Here is a 14,470-nt window from a genome sequence, read left to right as displayed (position 1 = left end):
CCTGGAGCGAAGGCACACTCCAGGGGTTCATTCCCTGGCGGGGCCACGGCCTGGAGCGTGGTCACAACGGCCCGGGGGGAACCTCACTCCAGCAGGGACGTGTCCACCTTGGGGGAGGGTGGGCACGGGCTCGAGCGGGTAGGGGGCGCGATGCGAGGGGGGAGCTTCGATGTATTCCTTTCACACAACAGCCAGGACAAGGCCGCGGTCGAGGTCCTCGCCGAGCGGCTGAGGTCCGAAGCCGGGCTGCGGCCCTTCCTGGACAAGTGGCAACTGGTGCCAGGAACGACGTGGCAGCACAGCCTGGAGTCGGCGCTGGCGAAGAGCCAGGCGGTGGCCGTCTTCTTCGGTGCCTCGGTCAACGCGCACTGGCGCGACGAGGAGCTGCGTGTCGCGTTGGCGAACGCGGTGCGGACCCGCGACGAGTACCGCGTCATTCCCGTGCTCCTCCCCGGCGCGAAGCATGAGGACGTCACGGGCTTCCTGGCCCTGCGGACCTGGGTGGACTTCCGCGCGGGGCTGGACGACGACGCCGCATTCCAGCGGCTGGTGGCGGGCATCAAGGGACAGGCCCCCGAGAACGACACCTTCCAGCTCCCGGACGAGCCGGCCCCCTACCGGGGCCTGCTGCCCTTCGGTAGGCGGCACGCCCGGTTCTTCTTCGGCCGCGAAGCGGAAGTCGGGACGGTGCTCGCCAGGCTGCGGCTCGCGCCCTTCCTCGCGGTGGTGGGCGCCTCGGGAGTGGGCAAGTCCTCGCTGGTGTTCGGCGGCGTCCTGCCTCGCCTCGAGGACTCCGGCTGGGGGGACGACGCGCCGCTGCGCGCCCGGACGATGACGCCGGGAGGCCGTCCCCTCCGAGCGCTCGCGGACCAGCTCGCGACGCTGGTTCCTCCCGAGGCCCGCCTGGCCACCGCCGAGGCGCTCCGCGAGCGGCTCGCCTCGGAGGAACATGCCTTCAGGACGGCGGTGTCGACCCTGACCGCCGAGCACCCGGGCACCTTCCTCCTCGTCGTGGACCAACTGGAGGAGCTCTTCACCCATGCCCCGGATGGGAGCCTCTCGAAGTCCGCGACGGCCTTCCTCGCCAACCTGCGGGATGCCGTCGAGCACGGAGGCGGCGCCATCCGCGTCATCGTCACCCTGCGCGCGGACTTCTTCGAGCGCAGCCTGCGCATCCCCACGCTTCGGACCCTGCTGCAGGACCACGAAGTCCTGCTGGGAAACATGGGCCCGGAGTCCCTCCGCGACGCCATCACCCGGCCCACCCAGGCCGTGGGGGCCTTCCTGGAGCGTGGGCTGGTGAGCGCCATCCTGAAGGACGTCTCCCAGGAGCCCGGCTCACTGCCCCTGCTCGAGCACGCCCTCTACGAGCTGTGGCGGGCTCGCAACGGTGCCTGGTTGACGCTGTCCGCCTATGAGGCGAGCGGCGGCGTGGCGGGAGCGCTCCAGCGGCGCGCACAGGCCTGCTACGAGGCGCTGACCGCTCCACAGCGGGAGATTGCGAAGCGGCTCTTCCTGCGGCTGACGGCGCTGGGCGAGGGCACTCCGGACACGCGACGGCGCATCCACTCCAGCGAGCTGGACTTCCCCGGGGTAGATGCTCCCCAGGTCGAGCACGTCCTCCGAACGCTGTCGGGCCCCGAGGCCCGGCTCGTCGTCGTCACTGACAACACCGTGGAGGTGGCACACGAGGTCCTCATCCAGACATGGTCCACCCTGCGCGGATGGCTGGACGAGAACCGCCGCGAGCTGTTCATCCACCGCCGGCTGACGGAGGCCACCCATGAATGGACGGAGCACCAACGCGACGCCAGCTACCTCTTCACCGGCTCCCGCCTCCTGGAGGCCGAGGAGTGCTTCTCCGGCAACCCCGAGCCCCTGAACGCAGGGGAGCGCGAGTTCCTGGATGCGAGCGTGGAGCGCCGGGACGAGGAGAAGCGCGCGGAGGAGCATCGCCGCCAGGCGGAGCTCGAGCAGACGCAGCAGCTCGCACGCGTGGCCGAGGAGGGGAGGCGGGCCGAGGCGGCCCGGGCCCGGGTGGCGCGGAGGGCGACGCGCAGACTGCGCTTCCTGCTCGTGGTGCTGCTGGTGGGCTCGGGAGGCATCCTCTCCTTCTGGGCGCAGGCGCGCCGGGAGCGGGACACGGCGCTCTCGCGTGAGCTGACGGCCAATGCCCTGCTGGGACTCAAGGAGGACCCGCAGCGCAGCCTCCTCCTCATCCAGGCGGCCTACCGTCTCGCCCCCACGGAACACGTGGAGAGGGCCTTGTCCGAGTGGCAGCTCGAGCCGGCCCGGGTCGTCCTGCGCGACACCTCCAGCTTCGTCGGCCGTGTCGGCTTCAATCCCGATGGCTCGCGGGTCATCACGTCCAACAGCGAGGGCCTGGTCCGCATCTGGGACGTGACCTCCGGAAGCCCCCTCGTCACCCTGAAGGGCCACTCCGGGCCGGTGAGGAGCGCCCGCTTCGATTCCAAGGGCTCACGCGTCGTCACCGCCGGTCAGGATGGCACGGTGCGCATCTGGGACGCGGCCAGCGGCAAACCCCTCGCCATCCTCTCGGGACACACCGACGCGGTCGGCGAGGCCCGCTTCAGCCCCGACGGCCTGCGCATCATCACCGCGAGCCGTGACGGCACGGTGCGCACCTGGGAGGCCGCCTCCGGCAGGCCCCTCCGCATCCTCGTCAGGGGTTCCGAGGAGGCGGGGTTCGCCATGTTCAGCCCGGACAGCACTCGCGCCATCACCGTCGGCCCGGACGGCAAGGCGCGCATCCACGATGTCGAATCCGGCAGGCTGCTCGTCACCCTCTCGGGACATCGGGGAGCGGTGTCCGAAGCCCGGTTCAGCCCCGATGGCATGCGCGTCGTCACCGCAGGCGCGGATGGCACGGCGCGCCTGTGGAACGCGCACTCCGGCAGGCTCCTCGCCATCCTCGAGGGACATGGCGGCGCGGTGCAGGGCGCCGCGTTCAGCCCTGACGGCACGCGCATCGTCACCGCCAGCCTGGACGGCACGGCGCGCCTCTGGGACGCGGCCTCCGGCAGGCACCGCGTCACCCTGGTGGGGCACACCGGTCCCGTGGTGGAGGCGGGGTTCCGTCCGGACGGGGCGCGCGTCGTCACCGCCAGCACGGATGGCACCGCACGCCTCTGGGATGCGGACTCCGGCGTGTTGCTCAACACCTTCTCCGGTCACACCAAGGCGGTGCTGGGGGGCAGCTTCAGCGCCGACGGCCAGTCCATCGTCACCTTCGGCGTCGACGGCACGGCGCGCATCTGGGACGCCTCCGGAAAGCTGGCCACCACGCTGGCAGGCACCACGGCGGACTTCAGCGCCGGGGGCACGCGCGCCGTCACCGCTGGCGATGATGGCAGGGCACGTGTCTGGGATACGGCCACGGGCAGGCTCCTCGTCACCCTCGCGGGGCACACCGGCCCCGTGCAGGGGGTGACCTTCAGCCCCGATGGGACGCGTGTCGTCACCACCGGCGTCGACGGCACGGCGCGCGTCTGGGACGTGGCCTCGGGCAGGCTCCTCGTCACCCTCGCGGGACACATCGGCAGGGTGTGGTCCGCCAACTTCAGCTCCGATGGAGCGCGCATCGCCACCGCCGGCATGGACGACACGGCTCGCCTCTGGGATGTGGCCACGGGCAGGCTCCTCGTCACGCTCTCGGGGCACACGGGAGAGGTGCTGACCGCCCGGTTCAGCCCGGATGGGACGCGAGTGGCCACCACCAGCATGGACAACACCGCGCGTGTCTGGGAGGCGGCCACGGGCAGGCTCCTCGCCACCCTCTCGGGGCATGTCGGCCTGGTGGCGGAGGTGGACTTCAGCCCTGACGGATCGCGCGTCGCCACCGCCGGCATGGACGGCACGGCACGCCTCTGGGATGCGGCCACGGGCAGGCCCCTCGTCACGCTCTCGGGGCAGACCCTCGGCCCGGTGGGGGAGGCGCGCTTCAGCGCGGATGGCAAGCGAGTCATCACCACCTACCGGGAGGACATCCCCTGCCTCTGGGATGCGGACTCCGGTCAATTCCTCTCAAGGCCTTTCGGTGAGACGAGCCTGCTTCGGGGCGCCTGGCTCAGCGCGGATGACTCGCTCCTCTACACCCCCACCGGGAATGGCACGATTCGCGTCTGGACGCGCCCGCTGGGGGAACCTCTCGCGGCCCGGCTTTCGAGCTGGAGCGCCGGGCGGGTCCTGACCTGCGAGGAGCGCACGTTCTACCTTCACACGAAGCGCGACTGCACCACCCGGACAGACACGGGCGGGCAGCGCCTGTCGGTGTCGCAGGCGCTCACCGCGTCGAAGAGCAGGTAGGGGGAAGGCATGTTCGAGTCTGTCCTTGGTCGTGGGCAGGGGCCCAGGTCTCGCGTCCGCGTGGGCGTCGTCATCTCCATCGTCCTGCATCTCTGCGTCCTCGGTCTCGTGCTCTGGTTCACCTCGCGCCCTCCCAGGGAGGACGTGGCACGGGTCATCACGCTCCAGCAGCCAGGGGTGTCGCTCCGGGTCGTTCCATCCCTGCCGCCGCCACCCCCTCCACCTCGAACACACAAGAAGACGCACGCCAGGAGGCCGGTCGCGAAGAAGCCAGACATCAGGGTGCCGCCCAGGCAGCGCCCCGAGGTCAGGCCCTCCGAGGAGGAGTCGGCTTCGCCAGCCGAAGGGGAAGAGGAAGCGGCGAACGGTGTGGAGGGGGAGGAGGGTGGGGCGGACGACGGTGAGATTGGAGGCGTGGTGGGCGGTCTGGTCGGCGGAGCCGTCGGTGGGCAGGTGGGCGGTGTGGGAATGGACGTGCGCTCGTTCGACGTGGGGATGACCCGCCCCCGGAAGCTCTCGGGGCCGACACCTCGATACACGCGTGAGGCGCTCGCGGCCCGTGTCGAAGGCCTGATGATTGTCAGATGTGTCATCACCACCGAGGGAAGGGTCGAGCGGTGCCGTATCCTCAAGCCGCAGCCTCATATGGGAAGGGCCGTGCTGGATGCACTGCATGCTTCGCGCTACCAGCCCGTGACGCTGGAGGGCCGCCCCATCGCGGTGGAATACACCTTCAACATCCGCTTGAGTCTGCCCGACCGATGAGCGCCAACGGCAGACATCCGCCGCCTCGGAACGCTCGCCGCGCGTGGGATGGACTTCGAAGCAGCCCCGCCAGGGCTCAGACGGCCTCTCGCCACTTCTCCTGGAACGGAAGTGATTACCAACTTCTCCGGGAAGACGGCCGTGTTCGCGCGGCCTTCCCATGTCCAGGAGGGGAGCCATGCAGAGACGTTCGCGAGTCAAAGGCAATGGCGGGAGCAAGCCAAGGCCCAAGGCCGAGCGCGCCAGGGTGCTTTCGCCCAGGGTCGTGGTGAAGTTCGCGGAATGGGTGAAGCTCCCCCAGAACCCGACGCGCAAGGACGTCGAAGCGCGCCTGCCCCCTCTGGAAGGGAGACTTCCGGACTTCCGGATGACAAGACTGTTCAGCCAGTCCCCCGAGGAACTGCACGCCTTGACGAAGAAAGCGATGCAGAGGGACCCCACCTATCGGCCGGGGGTGGACCTCACCTCATACTTTGCGCTGGTGCTTCCCGAGGAGGAGGATCCGAAGAAACTGGTCCGGCTTCTGCGGAAAGTACCGCAGGCCTTCGAGCACGCCTATGTCGAGCCAGGCCCGGTCGCCCCCCCGCAGGTGGATGCCTCGAATGACCCACAGTCGAGGAAACAGGGCTACCTGGATCCAGCGCCAAGAGGGATTGACGCCAGGTTCGCCTGGACGGTGCCGGGCGGCGATGGCGCGGGGATTGGCTTCGTGGACCTGGAGTGGGGTTGGTGGCTCGACCATAGAGATCTCAAGCGCCCTGACATCAGTCTCATCTCCGGAGAGAACTACGATGCCATCTCCCACGGGACGTCGGTGCTGGGCGAGGTCGCCGCATTGGATAACGCCGTGGGTTGCGTCGGCATCACTCCCCACCTTGCCTCCGTGCGCCTCGTCTCACAATGGCACAAGAATGAGGACGGGGAACTCTGGTACAGCACCCCGCCGGCCATCGTGAATGCCATCACCGTGATGGAATTCGGAGATGTCCTCCTGCTGGAGGCGCATACGGATTTTTCGTTCGACCCGGACACACCGGCTGTGACCTACAGCGAGGTTCCGGTCGAGATAGAGCCCGTCGTCTTCGACGTCATCCGCCTGGCGACCGCCCTGGGAATCGTGGTGGTGGAGGCCGCGGGCAACGGGAACGTCGACCTGGACACGGTGGTCGACGACCAGGGCCAGCGGGTCTTCAATCGGTCCGGGGGCGCCAGGGTTGGCTTCAAGGACTCGGGAGCCATCCTCGTCGGCGCCGCCTCTTCCGACGCTCAGCACACCCGGATAGCGCGTTGCTGCCATGGAAGCCGTGTGGATTGCTATGGCTGGGGCGAGAAGGTCGTGACCACCCACGGCCCGGGGCGCCCCAGATACATCTCCAATTTCAACGGCACTTCCAGCGCCGCGGCCATCGTCGCGGGAGCCGCTCTATCCACGCAGGGCATGGCCTCCGCCCAGGGCGTGGGTTCCGTGGGGTTGGGCTTCCGCCTGACTCCCCGGCAACTGCGTCCCATCTTGAGTGACTCCGCCCTCGGCACGCCCTCGGCCGCCCAGACCGACGGTATCGGCGTGATGCCGGACTTGAAGCGCACCGCCAGCGTCGGCCTCACGGCCATTCCCGACGTCTACCTGAGAGACTATGTGGGGGACACGGGAGACCGGAGCGATGGCCGCTTTGGCGCCAGCCCGGACCTCATCCTCAGGCCCGACGCCGTCGCCGATGCCGAAGCGGAATTCGGACAAGGAAGCTCCAACGCCGACAGCGGAACCCTGGGCAACGAGGTCTGGGCCGGCCAGGACAACTACCTCTACATCCGCGCTCGCAACCGGGGTCTTGGGGCGGCCACCAACGTGCGAGCCACCGTCTACTGGGCCAGGGCCGCCACGTTCATCCCCGCGGTGGATTGGCACTTCATCGACTCGGTGACGCTGTCCTCGCTGCCCACCAGGGACGTGCTCACGCTCTTCCCACCGCTCACCTGGCGCGGGGACCAGATTCCCGACCCCGACCACTATTGCCTGATAGCGATTCTGGACACCGAGTCCGACCCGGCCCCCGACCCCGAGGCGCTCAAGGACATCGACACCTTCAGCAAGTTCATCCGTGACAACAACGTCACCTTGCTCAACTTCAGCGTCGTGGGCGATACGCCCAATCTTCTCTCCGACTTCGAGAGGTTGCCGTTCCTGGTGACGGGAGCGCCGGACATGGCGCGGAAGATGGCGCTGGAGGTGGTGGCCGGTCTGCCGCAAGAGGCGCGGGTGTACCTGGAGATAGATTCCCCTCTCCGGGAGCACCTGGAGCAGCTGTCACCGAGGTACGTGCCTGAGGAGAAGAGCGGTGTGCCGCTGCTGCCCATCAAGTCCACCGGGTACCAACCGCTGGGCGAGTGGCTCTTCCCCGCGAAGGAGAGCATTCCCGCCGCGTTGAGGGTCTCCATCCCCGAGCACCTGCGTCAGAATGCGTATGAGATTGCCATCCGCCAGCTCCATGAGGGGCAGGAGGTGGGCCGCATCACGTGGCTGCTCGGCCAAGGGCGCGAGCCGGTGCCACAGGGGCGACAAGGGCATGATGGGTCAGGGCCGCCGAATATCACCTACCCTCATACGCGTCCTTGAGGTCCGCGGCACACGCCCCCTCGCGATGGGCCGTGTGCCCGGGGCGAAGGCGCACTCCAGGGGTGCATTCCCTGGCGGGGCCACGGCTTGGAGCGCGGTCACAACGGGCCGGGAGGAACCTCACTCCGGCAGGGACGTGTCCACCTTGAGGGATGACGGTGGGCTCGAGCGCGTGAGGGGAGCGCCATGCGAGGGGGAGCTTCGATGTATTCCTTTCACACAACAGCCAGGACAAGGTCCGTCTGAGCCTGCCCGGCTGATGCGCTCCAACGGCAGCTCCCTTTCGCCTCGGAGCGCTCATCGCGGGTGGGGGGCGGACTTCGAAGCAGCCCCGCCAGGGCTTAGATGGCTTCTCGCCACTTCTCCTGGGACGGAAGTGATTACCAACTTCACCTGGACGCCGACCGAGGTCGCGCGGCCTTCCACATCCAGGAGGGGGTGCCATGCAGGGACGTTCGCGAGTCAAAGGCAATGGCGGGAGCAATCCAAAACGCGAGGCAGAGTGCGGAAGTCTGCTCCCACCCAGGGTCGTGGTGAAGTTCAGGGATTGGATGGAGCCACCCCAGACCCCGACGCCAGAGGACGTCGAAACGCTACTGCCCCGTCTGGCCGTGCGGCTCCCGGACTTCCGCATGACGCGGCTGTTCCGTCAATCCCCCGAGGAGCTGCGCTCCATGGTGAAGCGTGCGGCCGAGACGGACTCCACCTATGAGCCGGTGGACCTCGCCTCGTACTTTGTCCTGGAGGTTCCCGCGGAAGTGGAACCGGAAGAGGTGGTCCAGCGGCTCAGCGAGTCGCGAGCCGTGGAGCAGGCCTATGTCGAGCCCGGCCCTGTCGAGCCCCCGCTGGTGAATGCCGCAGATGAGCCACACTGGATGAACCAGGGCTACCTGGACCCTGCGCCGGATGGGATTGACGCCGAATTCGCCTGGAATGTGCCGGGCGGGGATGGAGCCGGGCTCGGCTTCGTGGACCTGGAATGGGGCTGGAAGTTCGACCACGAAGATCTCGTGGACCATGGCATCACGCTCATCTCAGGAATCAACAAGAAGTATTTCTCCCACGGGACCTCGGTGCTGGGCGAGGTCACCGCCGTTGACAACACCGTGGGCTGCGTCGGCATCACCCCCAACCTGACCTCCGTGCGCGTCGTCTCGCAGTGGCTCACCGACGGCGGGTATGGCACCGCGCAGCCCATCCTGGACGCCATCATCGTGATGGAATTCGGGGACGTCCTCCTGCTGGAGGCGCAGACGTCTCTCTGGGGGCATACTCGGGTTCCGGTCGAGATTGAGCCTGCCGTCTTCGACGTGGTCCGCCTGGCGACTGCCCTGGGCGTCGTGGTGGTGGAAGCCGGGGGCAACGGGAACGTCGACCTGGACACCGTGGTGGACTCCAGGGGTCGCCAGATCTTCAATCGGGCCGCAGGGCCCACGGCTGGCTTCAGGGACTCGGGGGCCACCATCGTCGGCGCCGCCTCCTCTGCTGCGCCTCACACCCGTCTGGGCTTCTCTTGCTACGGGAGCCGCGTCGACTGCTTCGGCTGGGGCGAGCACGTCGAGAGCGCCACCACCGACCCCGCGGGTGCGGTGCACGACGCATACACCGCCACCTTCAACGGCACGTCCAGCGCCTCGTCCATCGTCACGGGGGCCGCGCTATCCACCCAGGGGATGGCCTCCGCGGCGATGGGCTACCGCTTGAGCCCCCAGCAAATGCGCGCCATCCTGAGCAACCCCGCCTTCGGCACGCCCTCGGCCTCTCCGACTGATGGTATCGGCGTGATGCCGGACTTGAGGGCCATTGCCGGAGACTGCCTCGACATCGTTCCCGACGTCTACCTTCGCGACCACGTGGGAGACACGGGAGAGCCGCACTCGGGCCTCCTCTGTGCCAGCCCGGACCTCATCCTCAGGCCCGCCACCGTCGCCAATGCGGAGGCGGAATTCGGAGAACTGAGCGGTGCCGCGAACGATGCCACCCTGGGCTTCGAGGCCAGGCGCGGCCAGGACAACTACCTCTACATCCGTGCCCGCAACCGGGGCGGGGCGGCAGCCACCAGCGTGGAGGCAACCATCTACTGGGCCGAGGTCGCCACGCTCGTCACTCCCGAACAATGGAACCTCATCGGCTCGGTGACGCTGCCCTCGTTGCCCAGCGGGGACATGCTCACGCTCTTTCCACCGCTCACCTGGCCTGGCGCCCAGATTCCCGCCACCGACCACTACTCCCTGGTCGGGCTGCTCAGCACTGCGTCCGAACCGGCCCCCGCGCTCGCGGACCTGATGGACTTCGACAACTTCCGCAGATTCATCCGTGAGAACAACAAAGTCACCTGGCGCAGCTTCAATGTCGCGGGCACTGAGCCGAATCATTTCGGCCTCGTGAGGCTGCCCTTCCTGGTGACGGGGGCGCCGGACATCGCGCGGAGGATGGCGCTGGAGGTGGTGGCGCGCCTGCCGCAGGAGGCGCGGGTGTACCTGGAAGTGGAGTCTCCCGTCCGGGAGCGATTGGGGCTGCTGCCGCCACGATACGTGTATGAGGGGAAGCCCGGTGTGGCGCTGCTGCCCATCAAACCCACCGGGCACCACCCGCTGGGCGAGTGGCTCTTCCCCGCGAAGGCGCGCATTCCCGCATGGTTGAGGGTCGACATCCCCAAGATGCTGCGTCAGAACGCATATGAGATTGCCATCCGCCAACTCCATGAGGGGCAGGAGGTGGGCCGCATCACCTGGAGGCTGGTTCCAGGGCGCACGCCGATGCCACTGAGGGATGTTGGTGCTGCGTCGGGGCCACCGTTTATCATTAGTCCCCCTGCGAAACCTAGGCCAGTCGACGATTGAGGAGGCCGTAGCACACGGAGTGCGGTTGCCGGGCCCCTCGTGGGAGCGAGCGTTGCGAGCCTATGGAGTACTCCGCAGTGACGGCGGACGCTGGGCGGGGACGCAGCGCAGTTGGGCGGGATCGCAGGTCACGGCGAAGCGGGGAGGAATGATCCCGGAAGTCTGGCAGAGGCTGTCGTCGGGCGTGCCCGGTGACTCCGCGGACTCACAGTCGACATTGCCAGGCCACATCGCCCAGACCTCATACCGGGCGGTGCACTCCCGCGCGGCGTACGTCGCCGTGTATTCCATGTCTGCGATCAATTGCGTTCCCGGCACCTCCGGCAGCGCCACGAGCCGGACGTTGCTCCAATGATAGACGGCATCGGTGGGAAGCGACGGCTCCGAGCCCTGGGGCACATGCTTCTCCGCCACCGAAAGAGAGACGACGGTGCAGAGGCCGTCCGCATCCGCTTCCGCGGGCAGGTCGCCAGACGCGTATGGCGGGTGGTTGGGGTCCAGCTCATCCGCCGGGTCCATGTCGTTGAGCGTCTGTGGTTTGAGGAAGAGCTGGCGTTGGTACTTCTGGACGCCGAGCAACTCTCCCGGGAGCTCGGGGCACGTGTTCTCGCCCACGGGCTTGTAGGTTGCCACCCAATCGACGCCCTGGACCGGGCAGCCGATGTCGGGCTGCTGTGTGTCACAGGACGTGATGAGGACGGCTGCCGTCGTCAACCCCAGGAAGTGTCTGCGCATGCGGGCTCTCCTGACAGCCACGGGTGCCGCTAGAAGGACAGCCGGGCGCCGAGCCGGATGGAACGTGGCAACTGGTAGCTGGTGGGTTTGCCGAAGTTCTTGTTGAGCGCTTCGGGCCCGAGCAGCTCGCCATCCAGGCCCCGCAGCTCCGGCAAATCCTCCGGCGTCCCGTCCTGGATGGGAACGACAGGGAAGTACGTGTACGACTCGTCGTAGGAGGTGGCCGCCTGGAAGTTGAAGAAGTTGAACACATCCACACCGACCGAGGCGGTCAGCGTCTTCGTCAGCGTATAGGTGATGGCCAGGCGGGTATCGATGCGGTGATACCAGGGCAGGCGTCCGGCGGAGCCGCGGGGAAGGATGAAGACCTGCAGTGGGCCGTACACCGGGTCCGCCCCGAGATAGCTATAGGGCATCCCCGAGGTCGCGAAGTACGAGAGCCCCAACTGGACGCTCAGGTGCGCTCCGATGACGAACTCCCGGGAGGCGAACGCCTGGAACTGGTGCGTGTGGTCCGACGGCAGCGGGCCCTCGCTGTTGATGGTCAGCGTTTGCGAATCGAACGCGCTGGTGTGGTTCGGACCGAGCTGGCCGGTCTCGCTGCGGAACAGGCCCTCGTAGTTGCCGCGCACGGAGGAGAGCGTATAGCTCGCCTGGAACAGCCACCGATCCGCGAGGCTCCGCTGCAGGAAGAGCGTTCCCGCGTCGTAGGTCCGCGTGGCCTTGCCGAGGGGCTGCCCCAGGCCATATCCGGGATTGCCGATGAAGTACGTCCTCTTCTCGTCCAGGCTCATGTCCTCCACGGCCCTGTTGAGCGAGCGCCGCGTATAGGAGAGACCGACGCGGAGATGAGCGAGGAGATGGAGCTCTCCACCAACCACCCACTCATCGGTGGACTGGGCATGGATGTCCGGATCCACGAGGGTGTTGCCCGCCCCCACCGCCAGCCACCGTCGGCTGGGGTCCAGGGGCGACTCTTCCTCCAGGTAGGGCAGCCGCGCACGGTCCGAGGCGCAGGCCTCCCGAAACCCCGGCTCCAGCGGACGGCACACCTCCGCGCTCTTGCGCGAGAGCACCTGGGGAGTGCCCGGCAAGGAGGTGTCGATGAGGTCCAGCGGGACGCTCTCGAAATAGCGTGCGTAGCTGGCGAAGAGCCGGGCCCGGCCGGAGCGGGTGGGGTCGACGATGAGTCCCAGCCTGGGTGACCATTGCCTGGCGAGCGCCAGCGCGAGCTCGTCTCCACCCCGCAGCCACTGGGCGTCATAGCGAAGCCCCACGTTGATGGTGACGAGGTCGCGCACGTTCCAACTGTCCTGGACGAAGGCGCCGAGGGAGTTGGACTTGGAGAGAGTCTGAAACGAGTCGAGCAGCACCGCCTGGTCGGGTCCGGTCAGGAAGCCGTACTGGACGAAGTCATCGAAGGAGTCTCCTCCGCTCGACTCGCGCAGCAGGCTGCCGCCGCTCACCGCCCGGATATGGTCGTAGCGCATCCACTCGGCTTCCAGTCCCACCTTGAGCACGTGCTGCCCCGCCGCCTTCGCCAGCAGCGTGCCGACGAGCCGGCCCTGAAGCCTGTCCAGCGTGCGCTCCTCCAGGAAGCCCGGGCCGCCGGTGAGATAGTTGAAGACGGGGCAGCGCAGCGCCGCCTCCTCCGGGGTGGCGCCGCAGACGGAAGGGTCCGGCGGTTGCTCGAATTCGACGAGGGAGTGCTCGTATGGCGTCGTCCTGCGCCAACTGACCTGGGGGACGTACGCGAGCCCCTCCGTGCTGCCCGCCCGCGTGCCATCCGAGGCACGCACGGCGCTGCCCTGGTGGTGCCACCCCGCCGTGGCATCCAGCAACAGGCGCTTGTCGAGGAACGAGGAGGAGAGCTTGAGCCCCGCGTCCAGCCCGTTCCGGGTGCGCTGGGTGGCCTGCGCCTCCAGCGGCCCCTGAATCACGCTCACTTCCGGAGCGCCGTTGTCGGGAAGGATGGAGAAGCGCCCCGGGCCGCCAGAGGAGCCGGGAGTGCCCACCACCGACAGCGAGAGCAGGTGGTTCCGGTGCGCCTGGTACGTCAGCTTGCCGATGTATTGCAGGCCCCACTGATCCGCGAAGTAGTGCTGCTGCGTCCCCTCGATGCGCTGGGTCTGGATGAAGCCGTTCTCGTCCTCGACCAGCTCTCCATTCTCGTCGAGCACGCGCACGTTGAGGTTGCGCTCGAGCTGGTACCGGGTGAACGAGGGCGCGATGCCCGCGTAGAACCAGAGCCTGTCCCGGAGGAGGGGGCCTCCCAGCTCGACGCCGAAGTCCCCCAGGTTCCACAGCGACTCCTGGCCGGAGATGACATCCACCGCCTGGCGAATCTCCTTGCCCGACGTGGCGAGCGCTCCCGGCGTGTAGTTTCCGAAGACCGAGCCGTGGAGCTCGTTGGAACCGGACTTCGTCACCACCTCGACCACGCCTCCCATGGCGCGGCCGAACTCGGGCAGGTAGCCGCCCGTGATGACATTCACCTCCTGGACGAACTCGACGCTCAGCGGCGTGCCGTTGACCCCGGTGCTGGGGTCGTTCACCGAGACGCCATCGATGAGGTACTGGTTCTCGGGGGAGGTGGCTCCGCTGAGGGAGACTCCGTAGACGTCGAAGACCGCACCGGGTGCCAGTCTCGCCAGTGACTCGAAGGAGCGGGCCGCCCCGTTCTTGGTGGCGGGCGGGATGACGGCGACGTCGCGGATGAACTCCTCGCTGATGTTCAGCCCGGTGGTGGTGGAGCCCACGTCGATGGTGGGAGGGCTTCCCTCGACGAGAATCTCCTCGCTCAAGGCCGACTCGGGGAGCAGCTCCACATTCACGCGCACCGAGTAGCCCAGCCGGAGGGTGACTCCGTCGCGCGAGAAGGGCCGGTAGGCCTCCTTGTCGAACCGCAGCGTGTACACACCGGAAGGCAGCTGCGGGATGCGGTACTGGCCCGCGTCGTTGGTGACGGCCACCCGCTCCCCCTGGAGACTGGGCGCGCGGGCGGTCACCACCACGTCCGGGACGGGCTGCTTCGTCGAGGCATCGATGATGGTGCCCAACAACACCGAGGAGCTCTGGGCCAGGGCCACACTTCCCGCCAGGCAGGTGACGAGCACCAGACTGCGCGAGGCGAAGGTCCGGACGACCTGAAGGGAACGGTGCATGGGGATTCCCCTCGGCGGAGGTT

The 14,470-nt window shown here is 68.0% G+C and carries 6 protein-coding genes; 4 read left to right on the top strand and 2 right to left on the bottom strand.

All coding sequences use genetic code 11. The features are described from left to right. The first annotated feature begins 150 nt into the window (after positions 1 to 150). The 4 genes from ACVTJA_RS32025 to ACVTJA_RS32010 all read left to right on the top strand — a co-directional run bounded on the left by ACVTJA_RS32025 (position 151) and on the right by ACVTJA_RS32010 (position 10,548). Positions 151 to 4,326 carry an nSTAND1 domain-containing NTPase gene (locus ACVTJA_RS32025; protein ID WP_465825340.1) on the top strand — a complete coding sequence of 1,392 codons (4,176 nt, stop codon included), beginning with the start codon at positions 151 to 153 and terminating at the stop codon, positions 4,324 to 4,326. A 369-nt stretch (positions 4,327 to 4,695) separates the two neighbouring features. Then, positions 4,696 to 5,091 carry an energy transducer TonB gene (locus tag ACVTJA_RS32020; protein ID WP_465825338.1) on the top strand — a complete coding sequence of 132 codons (396 nt, stop codon included), beginning with the start codon at positions 4,696 to 4,698 and terminating at the stop codon, positions 5,089 to 5,091. 178 nt (positions 5,092 to 5,269) lie between these two features. Beyond that, positions 5,270 to 7,705, top strand: a complete 2,436-nt coding sequence (locus ACVTJA_RS32015; protein WP_465825337.1) for a S8 family serine peptidase — start codon at positions 5,270 to 5,272, stop codon at positions 7,703 to 7,705. Positions 7,706 to 8,337: 632 nt separating this feature from the next. After that, positions 8,338 to 10,548, top strand: a complete 2,211-nt coding sequence (locus ACVTJA_RS32010; protein WP_465825336.1) for a S8 family peptidase — start codon at positions 8,338 to 8,340, stop codon at positions 10,546 to 10,548. A 60-nt stretch (positions 10,549 to 10,608) separates the two neighbouring features. Here ACVTJA_RS32010 and ACVTJA_RS32005 read toward each other — a convergent pair whose 3' ends face one another. Both ACVTJA_RS32005 and ACVTJA_RS32000 read right to left on the bottom strand, forming a co-directional pair. Beyond that, the gene (locus ACVTJA_RS32005) at positions 10,609 to 11,283 is read right to left on the bottom strand and encodes a hypothetical protein (RefSeq protein WP_465825335.1); all 675 of its coding nucleotides are present in this window, start codon (positions 11,281 to 11,283) and stop codon (positions 10,609 to 10,611) included. A 29-nt stretch (positions 11,284 to 11,312) separates the two neighbouring features. Continuing rightward, positions 11,313 to 14,447, bottom strand: a complete 3,135-nt coding sequence (locus ACVTJA_RS32000) for a TonB-dependent receptor (protein ID WP_465825334.1) — start codon at positions 14,445 to 14,447, stop codon at positions 11,313 to 11,315. Positions 14,448 to 14,470 lie beyond the last annotated feature (23 nt).

This window comes from Pyxidicoccus sp. M6, assembly GCF_055568925.1.
Note: the sequence above shows the minus strand (reverse complement) of the source record. Positions and strands in the feature narration are given on the sequence as shown.

Excerpts from the sequence above, each read along its gene's own strand:
- ACVTJA_RS32005 (WP_465825335.1), bottom strand. The coding sequence starts at position 11,283 with ATGCGCAGACACTTCCTGGGGTTGACGACGGCAGCCGTCCTCATCACG.
- ACVTJA_RS32010 (WP_465825336.1), top strand. The coding sequence starts at position 8,338 with ATGACGCGGCTGTTCCGTCAATCCCCCGAGGAGCTGCGCTCCATGGTG.
- ACVTJA_RS32015 (WP_465825337.1), top strand. The coding sequence starts at position 5,270 with ATGCAGAGACGTTCGCGAGTCAAAGGCAATGGCGGGAGCAAGCCAAGG.
- ACVTJA_RS32000 (WP_465825334.1), bottom strand. The coding sequence starts at position 14,447 with ATGCACCGTTCCCTTCAGGTCGTCCGGACCTTCGCCTCGCGCAGTCTG.
- ACVTJA_RS32025 (WP_465825340.1), top strand. The coding sequence starts at position 151 with ATGCGAGGGGGGAGCTTCGATGTATTCCTTTCACACAACAGCCAGGAC.